Raw genomic sequence first — 22,493 nt, 5'->3', positions numbered from 1 at the left:
ATGATTCTTAGGGTCGCGCCGTCACCCCAAGTGCTGGTTCTACAGGTTCTACAATAGATATCTGTTTAGATATCTGTGATCTTCAAGAGGTTTGCCTGTGCCCCAGACCAACTTAGACTTGCTAGCCGAAACAGATCCGGTCGTTGCGGGTTTCATTCAGCAGGAACTCCAACGCCAGCGGGATCACCTTGAGTTGATTGCCAGCGAAAACTTCACCTCCGCAGCCGTTCTGGCGGCCCAAGGCTCTGTCCTCACCAATAAGTATGCTGAAGGTCTGCCGGGTAAGCGCTATTACGGCGGTTGTGAATATATCGATGAAATTGAACAACTGGCCATTGAGCGAGCCAAGCAACTCTTTGGTGCCGTCCATGCCAATGTCCAACCCCATTCCGGTGCTCAGGCGAACTTTGCCGTATTTCTCGCTTTATTGGAACCGGGGGATAAGATTCTCGGTATGGATCTGTCCCATGGCGGTCACCTCACCCACGGTTCACCGGTGAATGTGTCAGGAAAATGGTTCCAGGTTTGTCACTACGGCGTTAGCCCTGAAACAGAGCAGCTGGACTACGATCAGATCCGGGATCTGGCGTTGCAACATCGTCCGAAGCTAATCATCTGTGGATATTCAGCCTATCCTCGGGTGATTCAGTTCGATAAATTTCGGGCGATCGCCGACGAAGTGGGAGCCTACTTAATGGCGGACATTGCCCACATTGCGGGGTTGGTTGCCACAGGGCATCACCCCAATCCGATTCCCTATTGTGATGTGGTCACCACCACCACTCACAAAACCCTGCGGGGACCACGGGGCGGTCTGATTCTCACCCATGATATCGAGTTGGGCAAGAAGTTTGACAAGAGTGTCTTTCCCGGGTCCCAAGGTGGGCCACTGGAGCATGTAATTGCGGCGAAAGCAGTTGCCTTTGGCGAAGCCTTAAAACCTGAATTTAAGCACTATTCGGCTCAAGTGATTGCCAATGCCCGTGCCCTTGCAAGTCAGTTACAGCAGCGGGGGTTGAAAATTGTTTCCGATGGCACCGATAACCACTTAATGCTGGTTGATTTGCGTTCAATTGGCATGACGGGGAAGCAGGCAGACCAATTGGTGAGTGCGGTGAATATTACCGCCAACAAGAATACGGTTCCCTTTGATCCAGCATCGCCCTTTGTCACCAGTGGACTGCGTCTGGGTTCACCTGCCATGACCACCCGTGGACTCGGGACGGAGGAATTTACGGAGATTGGGAATATCCTGGGCGATCGCCTCTTGCACCCCGATGCCGAGGCAATCGCCCAAGACTGCCGTCAGCGGGTTGCAAATCTGTGTGAGCGGTTTCCGCTGTATCCCCACCTGAGAATCCCAGTGCCAGCAATGGTTTAGAAACAATTTCTGGATCGGGGATCGGAGCCATTCGCTCTGAAACTTCTCAGCCTCTCCTAGGGTGGGTTTCCTGGTAGGAGGGGCTAAGGGTTTGGGCTTGTAACTTAACCAAGAAAAAACAGCATGGGTGAGCCTGATCTGGCAAATGTACGCATTATTTTGGTGGAACCAGCAGGTCCCCGTAACGTAGGGGCGATCGCCCGCGTCATGAAGAATATGGGACTCCAGCAGTTGGTGTTGGTGAATCCCCAATGTGATCCTCTGGGGGATGAAGCTCGGCAGATGGCCGTCCATGCGGGGGATATTCTAGAAGCCGCGCAACGGGTGGCAACCTTACCTGATGGGTTACAGGGATGTTACCGGGCGATCGCCACCACAGCGCGGAGTCGTACCCTGACAGTGGATTTAGAGTCCCCCCAGGTTGCTTTACCCTGGTTGCTGGAAGTCCCCTCAGCCCTGATTTTTGGTCGAGAAGATCATGGACTCACCAACCTAGAATTAAACTATGCCCAACGCTATGTCACCATTCCCGCCCATCCCCAATACTTGTCGCTAAATTTGGCTCAGTCTGTTGGTATTTGCTGCTACGAACTCTATCAATCTGTTCACAGGCAAGCCGCATCGATTCATCAACTTCCCGATGGAGTGATAGGGACGGAGATTGCTCCCCTAGACGAGCTAGAGCGCTACTTTCAACACCTAGAAAACCTCTTATTAAAAATTGGGTATCTTTACCCCCACACCGCTGCCAGTCGCATGGGAAAATTCCGCCAACTGTATAAGCGGTCTGGCCTTACCAAGCAAGAGGTGGCATTGTTACAGGGAGTGCTCAGTCAGGTGGAATGGGCTTTACAACAACCACCGAGTAGATCAGCCATCGATCAATCAGCCGTAGATTAGCAGGAGGCAACATGGAGACATGGGAAAAGCTCACCATTCACATCACTGAAGTTGATCAGTGGCATGGTAAGCCACTCCATACCGCGATCGTTGAAGCAGCCCAAAAGCATCATCTCTCGGGTGCCTCAGTTTTTAGGGGGATGGAGGGCTACGGACTTCGAGATCACCATACTATCCATACCGCCCGAATGTTTGAAATGGCTTCAGCCTTACCCATTCTTGTGATTCTTATTGATCAGGCTGAGGCGATCGCTGCTTTTCTCCCCATTGTGCAAGAGATGGTCACTGCAGGCTTAGTGATTCAAGAAACCGTCAATGTGGTGCATCGGGTACCAAAGAGTACCGCCACCGCTTAGATTACCCCTTGAGCTGGAACACACCTGCTAACACGCCAGCGGGGGCATAGGAGGCAGTTCGCAGCGGATCGGGAGCATCGTATACCACAGTAAGATATCGGGACAACCCAAAAACGGGAACATGGTAATTCCCTCAGGGTGATCCGTTACCTTTCTTCCAAAGTAGGATGCATTGGGAGCCTCCTACTTTAAGATCGGCGGTTGACAATAAAGTCTGCCAGAGAGAGTAAGGGTAACGCCTGATCTCCAAACAGCTCTAACTCATCCTTTGCTGCTGTGATCAACTGCTTAGCTTGGTACCGAGACTCCTCCAATCCCCAGAGACTGGGATAGGTGGCTTTTTGTACTTTGAGATCTTTGCCTGCGGTTTTACCCAGTTCTTGATCCGTTGCCGTAATATCCAGAATGTCATCCATAATCTGGAAGGCGAGACCAATGTTTTGAGCATATCGGGAGAGGTGTTCTAATTGGATCTCCGATGCTGCCGCTAGGATGGCTCCGCTGACCACAGACGCTTCTAGAAGTGCACCTGTTTTATGGGTATGGATGAAGTGCAGCGCTTCCACAGAGGTATCGGTTTTCCCTTCAGCCTCCAGATCAGCCACCTGCCCTCCCACGAGACCAGCGGCACCAATGGCTCGACCCACTTGGGCAACCACAGGCAAAATTTGTTCGGCAGGGACACCCTGGGTTTGGCTGGCAATCCATTCAAAGGCATAGGCCCAGAGAGCATCTCCCGCTAGGATTGCAATCCGTTCCCCAAAGACCTTGTGATTGGTAAGCTTGCCTCGGCGGTAGTCGTCGTTGTCCATGGCGGGCAGATCGTCATGGATCAACGACATCGTATGGATCATCTCCAGGGCACAGGCTGTGGGCATTGCCATCTCCAGCGTCCCACCGACCAGTTCACAACTGGCAATACACAAAATTGGGCGCAGGCGCTTACCCCCAGCCAACAAAGAGTAGCGCATGGCCTCGTAAAGCTTCTCAGGGTAGAGAATTGGCATTGAAGTATCGAGGGCAGCCTCTACCAGCTCCTGTCGTTGCCTGAGGTAGGTGGCAAGATCAAACAGAGTAGACTTTAGCGAGGTGGGTTGCAGTTGAACTGGCTTCATGGCAGGTTGCCGGGATCTGGAGAGAGACTGAGTAATATCTCCTAGTAGGAGAAGTTTCCATCAGGATAGCCTATTTCATTACCTGAGATACTTGACAAGATGAAAGCATCGTGAAAGGGATCTGGAAGCAAGGAATTTTTAGCCATCTGAGAAAGCAATGTCCGCTTTGATTGATTTGATTTTGGTTCCACAGGGCGCAGAGTATCAATCGGTTACTCAGGGAGCACGCGCCGTTGAAATGCCCAACGTGAAAGTGCTGGCAGTCCCGGTGGGTCTTCAACCTCTTCGCAACTACTTATACCACTGGATTCATCAGGATGATTTTCAGAAATTACACCAACCTCGCATTGTGATCATGGGTCTATGTGGCAGTTTGCAACCTGTCTATGGTGTGGGAGATGGAGTGATCTACCGAGGATGTTTGAGCAGCCAACCTTCAGAGAAATTCCAAGTCTGTGACTCCGATTTCACAGCTCGATTGCAAACAAGGTTCCCCACGCTACCATTGGTAACCGCTTGGAGTAGCGATCGCCTAATGGTTACCGCCCAAGAAAAGCGTCACCTCGGGCAAACCACCGGGGCTGCTGTCGTCGATATGGAAGGCGCTGCGGCGCTAGAGGTTCTCGCAGACACCGGAGCATCTCTGGCAATGGTGCGCGTGGTGAGCGATGACTGCCACCATGACCTGCCGGATATCACGGCAGCCTTGAGTCTGGATGGCAGCCTCTTACCCCTGCCATTAGCTCTGGGGCTAATCCGTCAACCCTTGGCCGCCGCCCGACTGATTCAGGGATCATGGCGGGGGCTGACGATACTGCGCCACCTCACGACTCAATTGTTGACCCCTGATCTGGAGCCGTCGTAAACAAGGAGTGTCGTGGCAAGCATTTTTGGGTCTGGGGCTTACCGCCGGAGGATGCGGACACCTCCGGCAGGAGCCATGGTGACTCCCCGGCGGGTTGGTCGCACGGGGCGTTGATCGACTCTCTCTAGTTGACAGGATCGCAAAATTCTGGACAAAACTAACTTCATCTCAAACAAGGCAAAGGCTGCGCCGATGCAACGACGATTGCTGCCGCCAAATGGCAAATACTCATAGGGAGAAAACTGCTGTTCTAGGAACCGTTCTGGGCGGAATTGCTGAGGCTCAGGATAGAGATCTGGTCGCCGATGGGTGAGATAAATGCAAGGTGCCAGCACCGTTCCTGGCGGCAGCTGATAACCCATGAGTTCCATGGAAGATTTGACGATTCGCGGCAGCGTGATCAGGGCAATAGGATAAATTCGCAGGGTTTCGCAGCAGACAGCATGGAGATAGGGAAGACGGGCGATCGCGCTCGTATCGGTGTCATCCTCCAGGGAATTCAGTTCTGCCAGTAAGATCGCTTTCACTGTTGGCAAGGTATGAATCCAATACAGTGCCCAGGTCATGGCAGTCGCAGTGGTCTCATGGCCTGCGAGCAGCAACGTCATCAGTTCATCCCGCAATTCTTCATCGCTCATCGGCTCTCCGGCATCATCGCGGGCTGCCAACAACAAGCTGAGAATATCGATTCCGGTGTCGGGGGATTGACGATGCTGGGCAATCTCGGCATAAATCAACTGATCAATTTGCTGCCGCAGTCGAAAAAAGCGTCCTTGGGGACTCCACGCGCCTAAGTCCCTTTGCAGCCCTGGGAAAAACGCTAAGGCATTTCCCAAGGGCGAAGTCGTCAACGCTAAAAAGGCATTCAGCATCTGCCGTAGTTGTTCACAGCGTTCTCTGGTGTGTAACCCAAACACGACTTGCAAAATCACCCCCAGGGAAATTTCCTGCATCCTGGGTCGCAGGGTAAACGGCTGATTGATTCCCCATTGCTGGACGACCTGCTCCGTAATCTCGCTGATTAGTTGACCATAGGCTCGCATCCGCTCTCCATGGAAAGGGGGCATTAGCAGTTGCCGCTGGCGTTGATGGCGGTTGCCATCAAGCAACAGAATCGATCCATCCCCGAGGGTGGGCCGCAGAATTTGATTGCCCTGACCGGAGTCAAATTGCTGGGCATCGGCGGTGAAAATAGCCGCGATCGCCTGGGGATTGCTGATAAACCAAAATTTTGGCAATCCGGCAAAGTGACCGATAAAACAATCTCCATAACGGCTGGCATTGGTATCCAGATAGGTCAGTGGCTGCCGAATCCACTGGAGGAGTTGCCATAGGGGGGGTGTCTTGGGACCATCGGGGACTGCCATTTTGTGATCAATTACCCTGAATACAGCCATCTCTAGGAAGCGATGGTCATTGGTGTCGCCGCGCCTCTGGAGCTATAGCAACTCCCCCATGAATTCAGTAACAGCTCCTTGGGTAGAATTCTGAAGCCAGAAGCCAGAATATACTACACCTGAGTGAGAATCATCATGGGTGGAATCAGATCGCCCCTTCAAGACGCTGATTGATCACAGGCCAGTTAACCAGATTCCACCAGGCTTTTAGGTAATCACCGCGCCGATTCTGGTAACTCAGATAGTAGGCATGTTCCCAAACATCATTGCCTAGGATTGGAAATAGACCTTCCATGATCGGACTATCTTGATTGGGGGTACTGATTACTGCCAGTTTGCCCTCCGGGGTGCGGACTAACCAGACCCAACCACTGCCAAAGCGCTTCGCACCTGCTTCATTAAATTGTTGTTGAAAGGCGGCGAAGCTACCAAAGTTTTTCACCAATGCCACGGCGATCGCCCCAGTAGGTTCTCCGCCGACCCTTGGCCCCATACTTTCCCAAAACAGCGTGTGGTTGAGGTGACCGCCGCCATTATTGCGCACCGTGGTTCGAACGCTTGCTGGTAAATCATTGAGATGGCGGAGCAAATCTTCAACCCCCTTCCCGGACAACTCAGGATGCTGGGCGATGGCGGCGTTGAGATTATCGACATAAGCTTGATGATGCTTGTCATGGTGGAACCGCATGGTGCGCTCATCAATATAGGGCTCAAGGGCGTTATAAGCGTAGGGCAGGGGAGGGAGTGTAAACGGTTGTGAGACGGGGATTACATCAACAGCAGCAGCGGGGGCTGGCCACAGTTCAGCGGTAGCCAAGGTACCAGCTCCAACTCCCAACAACGTTAATAATTGGCGACGGTTGAGGGGCATAGATCCCAAAAACTTTCCCGGAGGTGTGCATTACTATCCTCGCTTAATTCAGCAACGGTTCAGCAGAGATTCAGCTTGGGTTCAGCACCAGCCGAGACACTGAAAACTATGGAACTAAAGCCACTCCACGCCTTCTCATCCCAATGGATGACTCATACAGGTGAAGCCTGAGGGCTGAGTTTGATCTATGTTCTTTACAAAGCGCAATCTATCCGTAATGCTTAGGTGGACACAGACTAATCATTGTCTAGTGTCCGAGACCCTAGCTGGAGTGACACTAGATTCAGCCAAGCCAGTCTCACAACTGACACAGGCTGGCAACAGCAAGATCATCCCCCCACCCTAGGATGGTACGAGTGTCGAAATGTAACTAAATGCTTCCCAAGTCTAAAGGCTGAATCCCATGAATTCTGCGATCACGCAACCGCATTTGTTCGAGGCAGTAACTGGGCTGCAACGGGGTGGCTCTCTTCGTTCCCAAAAACGAGTTGCCCTCAGTAGTACCGCCTTGATCAATTCAGGAGCCGCGATTGAAGCCCAAGGCGTGGAGTTGGTGCTTCAGTCTCGGCAGCAGCGCCTGCCGATTCTCAGAGGCATTGATCTGAGGATTCCCCAGGGAGTGATACAGCTGCTGATGGGGCCTTCTGGATCTGGGAAAACCACCCTCCTATCGGTTCTAGCCGGACTGCTGACTCCCACCTCTGGGCAGGTTTATTTGCTTGGGGAAGAAATTACCCACATGTCATCCTCGCGGCTGGCTCAATTTCGGCTGCAACACCTGGGTTTTATCTTCCAAGACTTCAATCTCTTCTCAGCGTTAACGGCGGCAGAAAACGTTGAAATTACCTTGAACCTCAAAGGCATTCATGGGCGACAGGCACGGGAGCAAGTGCAACAACTCTTGGAGCAGGTCGGGCTAGCGGATAAAGCCGATCACAAACCCCAGGATTTATCCGGGGGACAGCAGCAACGGGTCGCCATTGCCCGTGCCCTTGCAGGGTCTCCCCAACTGATTATGGCGGACGAACCGACGGCTTCCCTCGACTCCCAAAGTGGCTATAGTGTGATGGAACTACTGCGCCAACTGGCCAAGGAACGGAACTGCACCGTGTTGATGGTCACCCATGATCCTCGGATTCTCGATCTGGCCGACCGTATTCTCCATCTGGAAGATGGCATGTTGCTGGCTTCCTGAGTCGCGAAAGCCCCAGTCTTGGTTACAGCGGTTGGGGCATCTCTGATCTTTGGATTGTTGAGCAGTGCTACACTAGGCCAGATTCCCGATCCAGTGGGCTAATACATGGCGAAGACACCGATGGTGGGATTGCGCATTCCCCGTGAATTAGTGGCCCGATTGGATGCCATTGTTGAGCAGCAAAATCAGCAAAATCAGCGGAGTAATCGCTCCCAGATTATCCTGAGTGCGATCGCCGCCTATCTAGAGCAGTTAGAAGCAGCAACCAGCGACGCCCCCACAACCGCAGAACTCACCCAAACGGTGAAGATTCTGGAAACTCAGCTGAACCAACTGACCCATTTAGTCCACACTGATCTACTGAAGCGGCTCACCTGGCTGGAAATTGAAACGAGTAAACTCCATGGGGTGCTGCTGTCACATCAGGGCAGTTTTCCCTTAGGGGCACCGATCCATCCCCCTCGACCCGAGTTTGATCCCACGGAGGATGAACCCGATGAAATTCTTTGGGATTTCTTGCAGTCCTAAGCCCTGAAACCATCATGTCTCGCACCCTCAAGTTTCCCTATCTCGTCGGCTCTAAATGGACCGCCCATCGCAAAGTGGACGGCTGGCGACATTTTCGGGTCGTCAATCGCAAGAACCTGGAGAACTGGGTATTTGCGGAGATAGTTGCCGCGTGCGATCCCAAGGTACGTTTCTGGCTAAATGCGCAACTGCTCAAAGAACCTACCCTCTGGCAAACGGGCTGGCGATCGCTCCAGGAAGCAGCAGCAACGGAGATCCCAGTACCAGAGGCAGCTCCAATTATCAGCCCCCAGCCCCAGCTAGCAGATTCTTGGAGTGTCCCCTCGTGCCAAGGGCGATAGGTGCCCCTTGAGCCAGCGTCTTCAGGTTGTCGTTATTCGGGGGGGGAGCTGCCGGTTTTTTTGGGGCGATTACCTGCGCCCAGACCTATCCCCAGGCAAAGGTGCTGCTCTTAGAGGCGGGTCGTCAACTGTTAACAAAGGTGCGAATTTCCGGCGGCGGGCGGTGTAATGTTACCCATGCCTGCTTCGATCCAGCGTTGCTGGTACAGTACTACCCGAGGGGGGGCAAAAGCCCTGCGGGGTGCCTTTAGCCACTTTCAACCCCGTGACACCATTGCCTGGTTTGAGACCCATGGCGTCGCGCTCAAATCAGAGGCTGATGGCCGGATGTTTCCGGTGACCGATGATGCCACGACCATCACCCAGTGCTTGATGCACACAGCGCGGGATCTCGGCATCGATATTCGCACGGGGACGGCGGTGACGACCGTCGTCCGAGATGCAGTAGGGTTTCGGGTTGGGATCAAAGGAGAGGGCTATTTCCCCTGCGATCGCCTGCTGTTGGCAACGGGGGGCAGTCCCCAAGGGTATGCCATTGCCACAGCCCTTGGGCATGAGGTGATCCCACCCATTCCCTCTCTGTTTACCTTCCGGATCGCGGATCCGCGATTGCAAGGCTTGGCCGGGGTGGCGGTTGATCCGGTGCGCCTGCGGCTACACCTACCTACCTCGCCTCGCCTCGAACAAATGGGCGCTTGTTTGGTAACCCATTGGGGCTTAAGTGGGCCTGCGGTGCTCAAACTTTCAGCCTGGGGTGCCCGGTGGCTTCACTGCCATCATTATCAAGGTCAGTTAACCGTGAACTGGCTCCCTGGATCGAATCTAGAGACATTGCGGCAGCAGTTCCTGGGGGTGAAATCCCAACTGCCTCGGCGAGCGATCGCCGCTAGCTGTCCAGTGCCCATTCCTCGTCGCCTGTGGGAACGCCTGACGGAACACGTGGGCATTGGCAGTGCAGACCGTTGGGCTCAACTCTCCACCCCTACCCTGAATCGGCTGCTGCAAGAACTAACTCAGGGCAGCTACTCCCTGCAAGGCAAGAGCACCTTCAAGGAAGAATTTGTCACCTGTGGGGGCGTCACCCTCAAAGAAGTCAACTTTAAAAACCATGGAGAGCCGCTGTTGTCCGGGACTCTACTTGGCAGGGGAAGTGCTGGATATTGATGGCATCACCGGTGGGTTTAATTTCCAGAGTGCCTGGACAACCGCCTGGTTGGCAGGCCGCGCCATGGGGCAGCAACGTAGCTAATCCTAATCCTGGGGCGGCTTGCTACTCGCCTCCGGCGGCGGGCTGGTCAATACGGTAGTCATTTGGGTCGCCCAGGTAGCCGCATCATCCAGGGTGAGAATGATCCGTTTGAAGAATTCTTCCTGTAACTCTAGGGTTAAGTAGTCCTGGTCACGGGTGACATACCAAAACTCCGGCCCTTCGCGGGTGTAGTAAGTTCCGGCTTTAATCACGCCGGGTACAAACGTCCCAGGGGCCCGAATCTCTCCCCAGTTGCTCTGGGGGGAGGCGGTGCTGACTTGCAGAATATGGGTAAGGGGAATTGTGAAGGTGTTATTGAGGTTGAAGGCCCAGAGTTGCTCAAACCATTCGAGTTGAATGCACAGGCGATCGCTATCTAAACGGAGTTGCATGGAAATTCACCAAATACAGATTACAGCGTGATCACAAATTGGCAGGATACTGGATGCGGTCACCTTACAAAAAACCCTCCTGCTCCAACTCAGCAATCAGTTGTAAAGCACGGGGATCCCCCACCTTTAACAAGGCTGCCTTGGCATCTTCCCGCACTCCCAGGTCTGTATCCTCCACAAAGGTCTCGATCAGGGCATCGATCGCGGTGGCATAGACCACATTCGAGGGGAGTTCGCGACACAGTTGCCCCAAGGACCAGGCACAATTACTGCGAACGGCGGGGATGGCATCCTGTCGCAGAGCCTCAATCAGCGGTGGCAGGACTGCGACCACCGATTCATAGCCCACCGCAACCATCTGCGCTAGGGAACTCGCCGCCCATAACCGCACGGCTGAAATATCCAATTTCAGGGTTTGGACGAGGGGGAGCAACGCTCTGCGATCGTGGCAGTTACCCAACGCCCAGACAATGCCCTTGCGAACATAACCATTCCAATCCCGGTTGAGCTGATGAATCAGGGCTTCGACGGCCTCCACACTGGGGTTGCGTCCTAGGGCATAGGCTGCACTCACCCGTACGAGGGGACACCCATCCGTCAACAAGTGCGTCAAATGAGGAATCGCTCTCTGATCTTGCAAGTCACAGAAAGCTCGCGCCGCCAGCATACGTTGCTGCACGTCCGCCGACTCAAGCAGTACCAGCATCAGATCTGGATCAGGCTGAACCTGATCTGATGCAGTTTCAACTACTTCTAGGTGATCGAGAGGACTCTCCAGATCACCTCCAACATCCAAGAACGTTAAATCGTCATTATCATACATAGAAATTCTACCGAGGCAGAATACGATTATCCTGTCCCGTCTGCAAAATCGAACCGGGTTGATCCAGGGTTATTTAATCTCCTTCTCATTATCAGTCCGATTTCGGCAAATACACTCACCGATTAGCTAAGGGAAACAGGGAGTACTGGCAGATCAACCGTTTCAGCATCGGCGACAACCCGCTGGATTCTAGCTCCGAGTTGTTTGAGCTTGGACTCCAAGTTCTCATACCCCCGATCCAGATGCTGTAATCCCTGAATCGTGGTCTTCCCTTCCGCGGCCAAGCCTGCCAGTACGAGCGCTGCCGATGCCCTTAAATCCGTTGCTACCACCGGGGCACCTGATAGAAAAGGGACACCTCTGACAATGGCATGATTACCTTTGACCCGGACATCCGCCCCCATACGATTTAATTCTGCTACGTGGCGCAGGCGATTCTCAAATACGGTTTCCGTGATCACACTGTCCCCATCACTGAGGGTCAACAGCGCCATAAATTGAGCCTGCATATCGGTGGGGAATCCGGGGTAGGGGAGGGTTTCAATATCTGTGCCCAGACATGTCTGCATTGGCAGAATTCTCAGGTGGTTGGGTGACTCCGCGACAATTTCAGCTCCAATTTCTCGTAATTTCGCCAGTACTGCTGTTAAATGGTCAGGGATAACGGGAGAGAGACTAATTTCAGACCGGGTAATTGCTCCTGCAACCAAGAAGGTTCCGGCCTCAACCCGATCGGGAATAATGCTGTAGTCGGTGGTATGTAAGCTAGGAACCCCTAGAATCACAATGGTATTGGTACCTGCACCCCGAATCCGTGCCCCCATCGCCCGACAGAAGTTGGCAAGATCCACAACCTCTGGCTCTTGGGCTGCATTCTCAATAATGGTTTCACCCTCTGCAAGGGTGGCAGCCATCATTAAGGTTTCTGTCGCTCCGACACTGGGATAGTCAAGGTAAATTCTCGCTCCCTGCAGTCGACGGCTGCTTCCCGTGACACAGGCTTGGACAATCCCATGTTCAATCTGAACATCCGCCCCCATTGCTTGCAACCCACGAACATGCAAATCCACGGGTCTGGCTCCAATAGCACATCCCCCCGGCAAGGGTACCCTAGCAATGCCTAGGCGAGCCAACAGCGGCCCGACGACAAAGAAGCTGGCTCGCAGCTGACTTACAAGTTCGTAGGGTGCGTGAGACTGTCCAATGTGCTGGGCATTAATGGTGAGGCTGTCATCCTGCTGTTGCACACTAATACCCAATGCCATCAGAATCTCAGCCATCCGCCGTACATCTGCTAAGGACGGAACATTACGAATCCGGCATTCTTGGGGGCAGAGCAAGGCTCCGGCCATAATGACAAGGGCTGCATTCTTGGCCCCGCTGATTTTTACATGGCCGTTCAGGGGCGATCGCCCCCAAATATGCAGCACAGATTGCTCGTGGCTACCCTCAGCGGCAGACTGGGACTCTAGGGAATTGCAAGGGGTAAAAATAGTACTATCCTCCAAGATGATTCATTAATAATTTTTACAATTTCGAATGTTGGTTTTGATTACACTCTAGAGACGTAGGGCTTGTCAAGTAAGTTTCCAAATCTAAAAGTGAGAAATATCAAGGGTAACCCAGGCACTGCTTGCTAGTTTTTTATCTTTCCTGCTATGGTTGATAATCGTGGACAAAAAGGGTCGGTGCCCGAGCGGTTAATGGGGGCGGACTGTAAATCCGCTGGCTACGCCTACGCTAGTTCGAATCTAGCCCGGCCCACCACGATCAACTAAATTGCCCGTGTGGCTCAGTGGTAGAGCACACCCTTGGTAAGGGTGAGGTCACGAGTTCAATCCTCGTCACGGGCTCTGGTTGGGGAACCTATAACTATTAAGGCTTTTGGGAGTTCCAGGCAACTCTTGAAGGCCCCTTTGCGTTGTCAACAAGACACCATACATAGGCTTATTAGGGTGTCTGGGGTTGTAGATCTACCCCGGAAATTACCCCGCTATGAAATGCACAATTGAAACCCACGATGGACGGCTGAGGCTACGGTGGCTCTACCAGGGCAAGCGGTACACATAAGTTGTGGAGTAGCTGATAAACCCCACGGGGCGAGCTGTAGCTCGTCAGAAAGCCAGCCAGATTGAGTTAAATATCCAAGCCGGATATTTTGACCCTACGCTGCTGAAGTACCGACCTCGAACCCTTGGTAAGACTGCGACTGAGCTTACTGTTTATGAACTGTTCGATCACTATGCCCTAGCGATGAAGTGAGAGAAAGCTCTCTCCAGGAGTGGGTATCAGAAGTACAAGTCGCTGCTCTCTCATCTGAAGCGGTTCTTTGAGGTAGCAATGGCCCAGCATATCAGCGATCACCAGGCGGGTGACTTCACAGCTTATTTGCTAGAACACACTGCCGGACAGACGGCAAAACAGTATTTATTCACTTTAGTGGGTTTCTGTAATGAGAAAGGGCGATCGTCAAAGACCGCCCTTTTAGTCCCGTTTAATCAATGGTTGCAACCAGCTCATAGAAGAGAGCTTTAACCGCCTTGGCACAGGTTTTAGAACGTGCCAGCTTAATGGGCATCCTACCCTTAAGCCAGTCAAAGTAATCAGCCAGAGTGCCAGAGTCTAGCCGATGCAGATCGTGATCTATCTCCCAATTGACCACAGGCAGATTCACAGGTCGGCACCGTTTGACCTCAACACGAGTAAACAACCACTGCCACATCGCGGTTCTGCACAGCTCCGAACCGGACTTTTTGGTCTTCTTGCCATCGCCTGACCATTCCCGTTCAGGAGACATCCCCAGAGCCTTGGTAAACTTGCGTTCACTGATATGTTTGGTGGTCTGCTTCCCCGGTTTGGTCTTGGAACGACTGAGAATCATGATCGGTTCGTTATTCTCCAGATAATTTTGCAAGGGGTAAATCTGCGAGATGATCAGGGCTTGCACCCGCTCCCCCATGCCGAACTTTGCCATGATCTGGCGGTAGCTGTTGAACCGGGCATCATGGAGACATTCTCGGAGCTGACGGTCAATTTCCAGCTCCTGGCGCATCACCTTGTTCAGGACTTGGGCCGATTCCCTGGTGAAATCCGTCAGCCCCAACCCGCAGGTATTGGCATACTCCAGGTCATACTTTCCTGACTTACCCTCCCCTGCCAACCACCGCCAGAAAATGATGGCATCCAGCGATCTCTTTGCACCCTCTGGATATTGCCAGATCAGGTCTTGCCTGAGACGGTTGATGATGGGCGACTGTACCCGCGCCTGGTGATGAAGTCTCAGCACCAGGTCACGCATTTGAGCCACCAACGGGTCACGCATTCTGACAAAGCGTGTGGGGTCATGGCAGTAGGACTGATAGTAATCAGCCAGCGCTAGACTATCTGCCTCATCATCCTTATCTGGCAGCCCGATCGCTACCCGATGGATTTTGAGCTGCTTGTGCCCCACCAACACCACCTCTACCCCAGCTTCAATGAGTTTGGTGACCCATATCTTGGTGTAGTTCATTCCGGTGGGTTCCAGCACTGCCACATTCGGCTTCAGGGACAGCAGCCCTTTAATGCCGATGGTATTGGCATAGAGCCTGGGGAATTCATGGTCTAGATATAATTTTCGAGGTTCAACCCTGGTGGTCAAAAGACAACAGGTAACGTTGTCCTTGGACACATCCAATCCGAGGACTCTAAGAGGATGTTTTAAAAGTCTTTCAGGGTGTGTTTCACCACCCTAGCTACCTAGAAGCTAATACGAGAGAATCAGGGTTCCAGGGTTTGCGATCGCGCCTCTGAGTTGTATTTGAGGCTAAAGCCTACCCTTTTAAAACATCCTCTAAGCATGATTTAGCTGAGTAGGTGAGCAATCGCTATTAACAATCCCGGTGGTGCTTATGAATCACCCATAGGCCGTAGCCTCATTCACTTTCAAAGCGATTTGGGATTGTAAAGGGTATAAGCCTATGAATACATATGAGCCCTAGCTCACTTCCTTCTCTAGGCACCCTACGGACAGGGAGCGACCCCGCACCGCGACATCCCAGGGCGGGATGTTTCGTCCTGTTTCAAGGACTCATCAGGCGGTTTTGTCGAGCCAGTCTGCCGTATTTCGCAGTCGATCGATAGCGTCGCGCGATGAAAATGTTGATTCGTGAGTTAGTCGGAGAAGGATTTCGACCAACTCCTTTATCAGCAGTGTTTTCCAGTTGGTTGTAGTCATTGTTTTGGTTGGCTAACAGCTAAAAGGGATGGTCATCTGACTGGTCAAAGGGGAAGTCGGGGAATTGAGCCGGCTGCTCGCGTGCGATCGCATTCAGAACCGCCGTGCGATCGCCGCCACTGAGCATGAGAGTGTACTCATGCCACTTGAGGCAGAGGCCATCCAGCTCATCAATGATTTTGATTTCCCTCAACCCCTCCAGATTGATGATCCGACTGCTCTCAGGCAACCTAACGAAGAATGTCATGATGCCCCCCTATGTTGACGGCGGTGATGTTTGCGAAATAAACAGCCCAGTTCGTGGGATTTGGTTTTGTAGTGGACAGGTAGCCAGCGGTTACCTGCATCCCGATACCACCCCACCAGAGAACTACAGCCCATGCACCCCTTACGGTATGTGTTGGTGGTCATGATGACCCCTTGTCTGGACGACGGCGGGGTCTGCGAAAACGAGAAGCCTGGGGACAGCTAACAAAATGGGCTTCTCCTGAGATATCAACAGGAATCCAGCGTTTGTGTTTCGTCTCGACCCACCAGATCAGGGCATTGCAACCCCGGCATTCCCTGGGGATGGTGCCCTTGGGAATTTTGTAAATAGCCATAGCAGAGCTAGCGATCGCCCGGTTATTAGCCGCGATCGCAGGTGAGAATGTGAACAAATGTGAAAAATTGCGTAAGAACCCTCAAATCCACTGATACCAGGCAATGCGGACGCGACGACTTACAGGCTCATGGAGTCTGGGAAACTAGGGTATGAAAAGCACTAAAACTCAGTGGCGGATGGGGCAACCCCGTCCGTCTCTTTGTTTATGCCTATAAGCGTAAATCCAATTGACGCTAACCGTCAACCTAAATTACGGTAAAATGTACAAACGAGTTCAGTCACCACTTATGCGGCTACGCTCACTAGCTGAGTTGACACAACAACAACTAGCTGATGTTGTTGGGGTTTCAGAAACAACTGTCCGAAACTGGGAGAAAGGAAGAAGTACGCCAACACTGGCGATCGACCAGTTGAGAAGGTTTTGTTATGCGCTAGGAGTCAAGCCGAAGAATCTACCGCTCGACATCGTTATCACTGGGAAAATCAGCGAGGTGGTAGGTGTTCTAGATGAGTTCGATCGCCTGCCAGATGACCTCAGTCCCCAACCCATCCAGGGTCATGAGTAATGGCAATGGGCAGCAGCTCCCCCCAACGCATCCAGTTAGGGTTAATCCCTGGCCTAGACCACACCCTGGTAGATGGTGAGTGGGTAGCCAGTGAAGCTGTACGTCATCAGGCCACCAAAAATGACATACAGGTGGCAGCTGCAGCTGGTGCATTTGTCCCCGGAGATCGGGTGATAGTGGTGCTTCCTGGTGGCTGGGTTGAACAGGCTTATGCTCCCCCTGGGGCGATCGGCACGATCCAGGAGCGCAAGAGCAGCCGCAAGGTGCTTAACCACTACCCAGTGGTTCTGGATCAGCCACCGGCTACTGGCAAGCGTCAGGATGTCTGGATCCATCAGCAACGGTTGATGAAGCTTCCGGCGCTGGAAAGGCAGCCAGAACCCTTGCCGGATAAGCCCTCTGAGACTGACACAGCTGTGTCAAGGCCTGCGGCCAGGGGCAGCATCGATGCTGCTGATAGCGACGATGACGACCGGGGTTTTAAATCCTATCCGGCATCCCGGCAATGCATCTATCGGTCGCCATTTTCCGCGATCGCTGTTGACGCGATCGCCCTGGGGGAGAGGATGGGCCTGATTCGCATTGAGTATGTCCACCGGGGGGCAATGGCCGAGTCAGATGTCCCGCCGGCGACGGTGGAATTTACTGCTCCAAGTCTGTCTTGTGTAACAGATAAAGAAGAGCCTGTTACACAAGAGCTTGTTACACAAGACATCAGCTACCAGCAACAGTACCGACGGTGCGGGAAACCCACATGCGGCACCTGTCCCCATGGCCCGTACTGGTATGCCTACTGGCGTGACGGCGCGAAGGTCAAATCTCGGTATATCGGTAAAGAGCTTCACAAAGAGCTTCACAAGAGTGCTACAGCCGATTCTTTCTGTTCCTCGGACACGTCAATATAGCGGCCAAGAGTCGCCAGAGAGCTATGACCCGTAAGGGCTTGGATGACCTTGGGATGTGTCCCCCTGGCCGCCAATAAAGTAATGCCGCCCCGGCGGGTGCTGTGGGTCGAGAAACCCTGGTTTGCCAGCCCACATCTGACCAGCGCCCGTCGAAGGGCTCTATCTGCCGCCCTAAAACTCAACGGCATCCCAGGCCGCAGCAAGGACGGAAACAGATATCCCGCGATCGGCGGGTGATAGGCTCTGAGTTCCAGAGCTAGAGATTTTGAGATCGGGACTTCCCTCGTCTTTCTATCCTTGCGAGTCGGCGCTGGGAACAGAATCGTTTTCCGGGGGGTTCGCCGCCTAGAGTCCAAATAAACGTCATCGACCTGGAGCTGGAGAATAGCTCCCCAACGCTCCAGCGAATACCAGGCGATCGCAAACAACAGCCGATGGGTTTCGTTTGGGAAATTATCCCGCACCTTTGCAAAACTTTTCTCATCAAACGGAGTCGCCTGACCGAATCCACAAAGCTTCATGTTCCACTTTTATGTTCTAGCAAATCAAAACCAGAACATTCTCCATTTCTCCTAATTAAAGATACCCCTGAAACTCTTATGCATCAATCAGTTTGAGCATTTATTTAGGGTTCCACTTTTGTATAGAAGTGGGCAATTCCCATCATTGATAGGTCTATCTAGGCTGAGATTGATGAGTTTAAATCACCACCATGACAGCCTTTTCCACCAGCGATATTCCAAGCTCGATTAACAGCCTAGAAAAACTTGCAGTTTGGGTCACGACAATTTTGAACGAGCTGTACCCCGGCACTACTGCGATTGAGGCTAGTGGTCAAGCTGCACGGGTTGCGGAAGCTGGCCCCTTCCTAATCACCGCCGTAGACCCGCAACAATGGCGGCATATTGCACGGATCTCAATCCCCCTTAATGACCCCTGGCGTAGAGGTAACGCCAAGATTTGGACATTTGCCCAAGATATCGGCTCGGCTTCAATTCCCACCGAATATAAGAGCTAATGGCGCTGCCAGCTCCTCCCCCAGTTCGTCTGCCCCCTGGTCTTCCGGGTCAGGGGGTAAATCGCATTGTCCCGTTTAAGCGACCGTTGCCCGTGCCACCACCAGAACCCCCTGGGCGGCTACCTGGTAAAAAAGTCCCTGGCATCCCTGGAACAACTGCGTCATTTCTTGACCCTGACCTCGCCTGTCAATTGGGTTTAGGTAGTTGCGTTGACCAACCCCCTCAGCAGCTCCCACCGGGTAGCTCAGAGGGCATCGTTTTTATCGTCTGGTCAACGAATGACTACAACAATTTCTTCTATCCAGACCGTTATGGGGTTCGGCCCTGGGAAGCTGTCAACAGCTTCAACGGCCCCTTTTCCTCCATCACTGTTGAGGAGGAGGGAGGATTTCCCTTTCCGGGGCCAAATACCGTAAATCTCCGGGTGAAGTTTCCCCCGTTGGAGGATGGCACTAACCTTCCCGATGCAGTGATTGGCATAGCTGGGTACTACGGCGCGGGGTTTGGTGGCTATGTGATTTCCTACCAATGGAACCTCAGACGGGTCACGGGTGAGCCAATACCCCTAGAACCAACAGACGTTAAACCACAAGGCAGTGGCCTCCCAGGTGCAAACGTTGGCGGCTATGTTGGCTTTGCACCCCCGGCAACTATCCCGGATGTAATCCCCGGCAATTTGCCAGACCTTTACCCCGGACTTCCTGACCCCATCTATCCCGACCCTGACCCTGAAGACCCGCCGCCGGTGCCGCCGCCGTTACCACCGCCTCCAGACCCAGACCCACCTCCAGACCCACCGCCAGACGATGATCCGCCGCCGCCCCCTGACCCTGGCCCTGGCCCTGAACCCAATGCGCCCGACCAACCGGAGCTAGACCCCGACTTCGACCCGCCCCCGGTACGTCTGCCGCCGCCGTTGCCTGACCCCAATCCTCCCGACCCGTTGCTTGACCCGTGGCCGGAGTTTGACCCATGGCCGTTGTTTGACCCGTTGCCAGAGTTTGACCCGTTTCCATTTCTTGACCCGCCGCCTGAATATGATCCGTTTGTAGATCCAATTCCAGAGCTATTCCCTGGGACGATGCCTGGTGGTGACCCCGTTCCAACAGGTGACCCCGGCACTAAACCGGGTGATTTTCCCACAGGTGACCCTGGCCCTGGTGGTAACCCTGGCACTGGCCCCGGTATGTTTCCGGGTAGCATTCCCGGTGGAATGCCACAAGACCAAACATCCACGAGTACCTCACCGGGCGATCGCCCGGGTGGAATGCCGGGAACGGAAACTGGTAGTGGCCCTGGTATCCCACCTGGTGGTAGTGGCCCTGGTGATGGTTCAGGTGGTGGTGGTGGTGTTCCCCCTAGTGGTAGCGGTGGTGTTCCTCCGGGTGACGGAGTCCCTCCTAATGTGCCGGACTTTCCGCCTCCTCAGAAAGACCCCTGTGATTGCTATGAGAAAAAGTTGGAGGAAGAAGTGTTTTGGATCGATGTCTCCGTTAAGACCGTGACTTGCTCTCTGAATGCCGATAGTGGACTTTATGAGGCGACAATTAGCAATCAGGTAGTGCAGGCTCTAGCAACCAAGAACGGCAATCAGGCTTATACGATTGAGCAACAGTTTGAACGACTGGCAGAAATTGAGAAGGAACAATGTGAAGCCAAGAATCAAGAGTCAGTTGCCTATGCTGCAATACCTGAACAATGGGATATCAAAGTTGGGAATAATCGACCTCAACTGATTATTCAATTCGGTGAAAAACTGCAAGGTAATAAAGTTGATTCACCAAAGTACTCAATCGTTATTCCTTGGGCTAACACAACCACCGCAATAAAAAACTCTCCAATAGGGCAATGGGATAAAGGAAAAATTCGCTGTTCCTATGAAATGCCTGATAACAGCAAAATTATCGTGTTTGCAAAAACAGAAAATGAAGGTAAGCGAGTTATCAACCAAGCGTTGACCGTTGTTCAGGGAAATAAAAAACGGTCAGACAATCTAATAATTTGCACAAGAATAGATAGTACTCGGTTTAAGGAAATTACTGTAGTCCCTCGCATATTGCGGTTCTTTTCAACTGGTCAAGGGAAGGCTATCCCAGACTGGGAGGTCACACTGTAATGCGGAAAATCAAGGTAGGTAATAGATTTGTTTACAAGGGGCTGAATCAAAATATTAGGTGGAAAAGATGCAGAATGTCACCGTGGATTGAACTTAAAAAGGAGTTGAAAGCCAGAAATCTAGAGGCAATGTCAGTCAAGCAATACGCAGAAAAACACAATTTTCACCCCAGAACTGTGAGAGGATGTTTTAAAAGTCTTTCAGGGTGTGTTTCACCACCCTAGCTACCTAGAAGCTAATACGAGAGAATCAGGGTTCCAGGGTTTGCGATCGCGCCTCTGAGTTGTATTTGAGGCTAAAGCCTACCCTTTTAAAACATCCTCTGAGGCGGCATATTGCCAAAGGTAAATTACGGGCAATATATCGGGGTCAATGGTGGATTATACCTACCTGAAGAAAAGTTATTTTCGTGTGTGGATGGAACCGTCGTACATTAATATCCGACGGACAGCTTTGTCTTGCTGTGGTTGAATTTCAGCGTTTTTGATTTACCGTTGAATTGACTACTAACCACAGGAAAATATGGCTGCTTCACTCACCTCCTTCAACCCCGGAACCTCTGATTTAAAATCCACTTCCCTCGAAGCTGCGGTGATCGAGCTGGCAAGTAAACTTCAGGGGCATGAAAACTCAGCAATTTCTGATGACCCCGCTTCCCCCAGCAACCTCAATGTGAGTTTCGACACTGAACCTGCCGAATGCTCAATTACTGCAACCATTCCGATCACGGTGACGATTAACCCGACTGCTGGTAGACCTACCATGGTTGCTGGTAAGTGGATTTTATCGAGTGGCACAGCGGCATATACCACGTTTACTAAGGGCGATGGTGATTTAGATGCTCCTAACCTCGAATCTGCGTTTGTTGAAGCTTTGGTCAGGTTGCAGATTGCGGAACAAGAGGCAATCGAATCGAATCCAGACAGCCCTAACAATGTCTCAATCACGTTCGATACTGATGCCCTAGAAATGAGCGTTACCGCAACGTTGCCGATGACGTTTAGCGTTGATGGGACGACTGGCGCACCTGTCTTTGTGGCTGCTGCCTATATTGACGAGTCTACCCCACCGGGCTAATCGCTCACGTCATTCACCAACTTACCCGTATACACGTTATTGAGACTGGAGATTAAATCATGGCTGATTCAGTTACTACTGTCTGGTATTGCGACCTCGGGGGCAGTCTTGCAAATGCTGGTTCTATTCGCTTTGCCTGGAGAGCTAAAGAGGACAAATACAAGGACATCGCCAAGGGCTTAGGGGTCACCAAGTCAAAGGACACCGATAAGGGGCTGGTATTTGGTGCCAACTCGCCCAGGCCCGCAAGAGTGAGGATCAACTTAGGTGGCTCTACTAAAAAGAGTTCGATTATCCGATTCGCTCAGATTGATAACTTGAATGACCTGGTTACGGGTGGAAGTTTAAACGGCAAGAAGTATCAGGGAATCAACATTGATTCTGTCAGCCTGATTGGCTCAAGTCGTTAATGGTCTGGTTCACCATTGGGTCTATTAAGGTCAGTAGCGACTGGCGTTATTCAGTCCCTCTAGGTACTGGAGATGAAATCGTTAGGCTCTCTCTCAGACCTAACAGCAATCCCAACATCCTACCGGGACTGATTTGTCAGTCTTTTGATGGCGCTAACCAGGGCATC

Annotated in this window: 26 protein-coding genes, 2 tRNA genes and 1 pseudogene; 17 read left to right on the top strand and 12 right to left on the bottom strand. The window is 52.5% G+C overall.

Annotation, left to right across the window (positions count from 1 at the left end):
- The first annotated feature begins 97 nt into the window (after positions 1 to 97).
- From glyA to DO97_RS11680, 3 genes are all read left to right on the top strand, one after another.
- Positions 98 to 1,381 carry a serine hydroxymethyltransferase gene (gene glyA / locus DO97_RS11690; RefSeq protein WP_036533581.1) on the top strand — a complete coding sequence of 428 codons (1,284 nt, stop codon included), beginning with the start codon at positions 98 to 100 and terminating at the stop codon, positions 1,379 to 1,381.
- 123 nt (positions 1,382 to 1,504) lie between these two features.
- Positions 1,505 to 2,281, top strand: coding sequence for an RNA methyltransferase (locus tag DO97_RS11685; protein ID WP_036533579.1), 777 nt, complete (start codon positions 1,505 to 1,507; stop codon positions 2,279 to 2,281).
- Positions 2,282 to 2,292: 11 nt separating this feature from the next.
- The gene (locus DO97_RS11680; protein ID WP_036533577.1) at positions 2,293 to 2,637 is read left to right on the top strand and encodes a DUF190 domain-containing protein; all 345 of its coding nucleotides are present in this window, start codon (positions 2,293 to 2,295) and stop codon (positions 2,635 to 2,637) included.
- Positions 2,638 to 2,825: 188 nt separating this feature from the next.
- Here the strand turns inward: DO97_RS11680 and crtE are convergent, their stop codons facing one another.
- Positions 2,826 to 3,752, bottom strand: coding sequence for a geranylgeranyl diphosphate synthase CrtE (crtE, locus tag DO97_RS11675; RefSeq protein ID WP_036533574.1), 927 nt, complete (start codon positions 3,750 to 3,752; stop codon positions 2,826 to 2,828).
- 238 nt (positions 3,753 to 3,990) lie between these two features.
- Between crtE and DO97_RS11670 the strand changes: the two genes are divergently transcribed.
- Entirely contained in the window at positions 3,991 to 4,617 is a 627-nt protein-coding gene (locus DO97_RS11670) for a phosphorylase family protein (protein WP_204368595.1), read from the top strand.
- A gap of 38 nt (positions 4,618 to 4,655) precedes the next feature.
- On the opposite strand, the gene DO97_RS11665 is transcribed toward DO97_RS11670, so the two are convergent.
- Both DO97_RS11665 and DO97_RS11660 read right to left on the bottom strand, forming a co-directional pair.
- Entirely contained in the window at positions 4,656 to 5,984 is a 1,329-nt protein-coding gene (locus tag DO97_RS11665) for a cytochrome P450 (RefSeq protein ID WP_036533570.1), read from the bottom strand.
- 175 nt (positions 5,985 to 6,159) lie between these two features.
- Positions 6,160 to 6,885, bottom strand: a complete 726-nt coding sequence (locus tag DO97_RS11660) for a superoxide dismutase (protein WP_036533568.1) — start codon at positions 6,883 to 6,885, stop codon at positions 6,160 to 6,162.
- A gap of 403 nt (positions 6,886 to 7,288) precedes the next feature.
- Here DO97_RS11660 and DO97_RS11655 point away from each other — a divergent pair, with 403 nt between their 5' ends.
- The 4 genes and pseudogenes from DO97_RS11655 (at position 7,289) to DO97_RS11640 (ending at position 10,198) form a co-directional block, all read left to right on the top strand.
- Positions 7,289 to 8,080 (top strand): ABC transporter ATP-binding protein, encoded by a 792-nt coding sequence (locus DO97_RS11655; RefSeq protein ID WP_081980728.1) that lies wholly within the window; start codon positions 7,289 to 7,291, stop codon positions 8,078 to 8,080.
- A gap of 105 nt (positions 8,081 to 8,185) precedes the next feature.
- Positions 8,186 to 8,608, top strand: coding sequence for a hypothetical protein (locus DO97_RS11650; protein WP_156120549.1), 423 nt, complete (start codon positions 8,186 to 8,188; stop codon positions 8,606 to 8,608).
- A 14-nt stretch (positions 8,609 to 8,622) separates the two neighbouring features.
- Positions 8,623 to 8,949, top strand: a complete 327-nt coding sequence (locus DO97_RS11645; protein ID WP_081980727.1) for a TIGR02450 family Trp-rich protein — start codon at positions 8,623 to 8,625, stop codon at positions 8,947 to 8,949.
- A gap of 26 nt (positions 8,950 to 8,975) precedes the next feature.
- Positions 8,976 to 10,198: pseudogene (locus DO97_RS11640) on the top strand (BaiN/RdsA family NAD(P)/FAD-dependent oxidoreductase).
- A gap of 2 nt (positions 10,199 to 10,200) precedes the next feature.
- On the opposite strand, the gene DO97_RS11635 reads toward DO97_RS11640, so the two are convergent.
- The 3 genes from DO97_RS11635 to murA form a co-directional block, all read right to left on the bottom strand.
- A complete protein-coding gene (locus DO97_RS11635; RefSeq protein ID WP_052128657.1) occupies positions 10,201 to 10,590 on the bottom strand; it encodes a hypothetical protein in 390 nt (129 codons plus the stop codon).
- Between the two features lie 64 nt (positions 10,591 to 10,654).
- Positions 10,655 to 11,413, bottom strand: a complete 759-nt coding sequence (locus tag DO97_RS11630) for a HEAT repeat domain-containing protein (protein ID WP_036533564.1) — start codon at positions 11,411 to 11,413, stop codon at positions 10,655 to 10,657.
- Positions 11,414 to 11,535: 122 nt separating this feature from the next.
- Positions 11,536 to 12,921 carry a UDP-N-acetylglucosamine 1-carboxyvinyltransferase gene (gene murA, locus DO97_RS11625; protein ID WP_204368594.1) on the bottom strand — a complete coding sequence of 462 codons (1,386 nt, stop codon included), beginning with the start codon at positions 12,919 to 12,921 and terminating at the stop codon, positions 11,536 to 11,538.
- A 174-nt stretch (positions 12,922 to 13,095) separates the two neighbouring features.
- Here murA and DO97_RS11620 point away from each other — a divergent pair.
- Together DO97_RS11620 and DO97_RS11615 are read left to right on the top strand one after the other, a co-directional pair.
- Positions 13,096 to 13,180, top strand: a tRNA-Tyr gene (locus tag DO97_RS11620).
- 14 nt (positions 13,181 to 13,194) lie between these two features.
- Positions 13,195 to 13,266: transfer RNA gene (locus DO97_RS11615), tRNA-Thr, on the top strand.
- 641 nt (positions 13,267 to 13,907) lie between these two features.
- Here DO97_RS11615 and DO97_RS11610 read toward each other — a convergent pair.
- From DO97_RS11610 to DO97_RS23925, 4 genes are all read right to left on the bottom strand, one after another.
- The gene (locus DO97_RS11610) at positions 13,908 to 15,089 is read right to left on the bottom strand and encodes an IS110 family transposase (RefSeq protein WP_036533562.1); all 1,182 of its coding nucleotides are present in this window, start codon (positions 15,087 to 15,089) and stop codon (positions 13,908 to 13,910) included.
- Between the two features lie 559 nt (positions 15,090 to 15,648).
- A complete protein-coding gene (locus DO97_RS11605; RefSeq protein ID WP_036533559.1) occupies positions 15,649 to 15,876 on the bottom strand; it encodes a hypothetical protein in 228 nt (75 codons plus the stop codon).
- A complete protein-coding gene (locus DO97_RS23930) occupies positions 15,873 to 16,040 on the bottom strand; it encodes a hypothetical protein (RefSeq protein WP_156120548.1) in 168 nt (55 codons plus the stop codon). The genes DO97_RS11605 and DO97_RS23930 overlap by 4 nt, the downstream gene beginning before the upstream one ends.
- On the bottom strand, positions 16,037 to 16,288 hold the full coding sequence (locus DO97_RS23925) for a hypothetical protein (RefSeq protein WP_156120547.1): 252 nt from the start codon (positions 16,286 to 16,288) through the stop codon (positions 16,037 to 16,039). The genes DO97_RS23930 and DO97_RS23925 overlap by 4 nt, the downstream gene beginning before the upstream one ends.
- A gap of 205 nt (positions 16,289 to 16,493) precedes the next feature.
- Here DO97_RS23925 and DO97_RS30250 point away from each other — a divergent pair, with 205 nt between their 5' ends.
- Positions 16,494 to 16,799: a helix-turn-helix transcriptional regulator gene (locus tag DO97_RS30250; RefSeq protein ID WP_420805868.1), complete on the top strand. Its 306-nt coding sequence runs from the start codon at positions 16,494 to 16,496 to the stop codon at positions 16,797 to 16,799.
- A gap of 5 nt (positions 16,800 to 16,804) precedes the next feature.
- Positions 16,805 to 17,704, top strand: a complete 900-nt coding sequence (locus tag DO97_RS11595; RefSeq protein WP_156120546.1) for a DUF6788 family protein — start codon at positions 16,805 to 16,807, stop codon at positions 17,702 to 17,704.
- Here the strand turns inward: DO97_RS11595 and DO97_RS11590 are convergent.
- On the bottom strand, positions 17,653 to 18,225 hold the full coding sequence (locus DO97_RS11590) for a tyrosine-type recombinase/integrase (RefSeq protein ID WP_036533555.1): 573 nt from the start codon (positions 18,223 to 18,225) through the stop codon (positions 17,653 to 17,655). The two genes, DO97_RS11595 and DO97_RS11590, sit on opposite strands and share 52 nt — an antisense overlap.
- Positions 18,226 to 18,416: 191 nt before the next feature.
- Here DO97_RS11590 and DO97_RS11585 point away from each other — a divergent pair, with 191 nt between their 5' ends.
- Positions 18,417 to 18,722 carry a hypothetical protein gene (locus DO97_RS11585; protein ID WP_036533553.1) on the top strand — a complete coding sequence of 102 codons (306 nt, stop codon included), beginning with the start codon at positions 18,417 to 18,419 and terminating at the stop codon, positions 18,720 to 18,722.
- 651 nt (positions 18,723 to 19,373) lie between these two features.
- Here the strand turns inward: DO97_RS11585 and DO97_RS11575 are convergent.
- Positions 19,374 to 19,829 carry a hypothetical protein gene (locus DO97_RS11575; protein WP_156120545.1) on the bottom strand — a complete coding sequence of 152 codons (456 nt, stop codon included), beginning with the start codon at positions 19,827 to 19,829 and terminating at the stop codon, positions 19,374 to 19,376.
- Between DO97_RS11575 and DO97_RS11570 the strand changes: the two genes are divergently transcribed.
- The 4 genes from DO97_RS11570 (at position 19,812) to DO97_RS11555 (ending at position 22,326) form a co-directional block, all read left to right on the top strand.
- The gene (locus DO97_RS11570) at positions 19,812 to 20,228 is read left to right on the top strand and encodes a hypothetical protein (RefSeq protein WP_052128653.1); all 417 of its coding nucleotides are present in this window, start codon (positions 19,812 to 19,814) and stop codon (positions 20,226 to 20,228) included. The two genes, DO97_RS11575 and DO97_RS11570, sit on opposite strands and share 18 nt — an antisense overlap.
- Positions 20,183 to 20,839, top strand: a complete 657-nt coding sequence (locus DO97_RS11565; protein WP_162182986.1) for a hypothetical protein — start codon at positions 20,183 to 20,185, stop codon at positions 20,837 to 20,839. The genes DO97_RS11570 and DO97_RS11565 overlap by 46 nt, the downstream gene beginning before the upstream one ends.
- Positions 20,840 to 21,361: 522 nt before the next feature.
- The gene (locus DO97_RS11560) at positions 21,362 to 21,916 is read left to right on the top strand and encodes a hypothetical protein (RefSeq protein ID WP_036533543.1); all 555 of its coding nucleotides are present in this window, start codon (positions 21,362 to 21,364) and stop codon (positions 21,914 to 21,916) included.
- A gap of 59 nt (positions 21,917 to 21,975) precedes the next feature.
- Positions 21,976 to 22,326, top strand: coding sequence for a hypothetical protein (locus DO97_RS11555; RefSeq protein ID WP_036533540.1), 351 nt, complete (start codon positions 21,976 to 21,978; stop codon positions 22,324 to 22,326).
- Positions 22,327 to 22,493: the final 167 nt, after the last annotated feature.

The sequence above is a fragment of the Neosynechococcus sphagnicola sy1 genome (assembly GCF_000775285.1).
Lineage (GTDB): Bacteria > Cyanobacteriota > Cyanobacteriia > Neosynechococcales > Neosynechococcaceae > Neosynechococcus > Neosynechococcus sphagnicola.
Note: the sequence above shows the minus strand (reverse complement) of the source record. Positions and strands in the feature narration are given on the sequence as shown.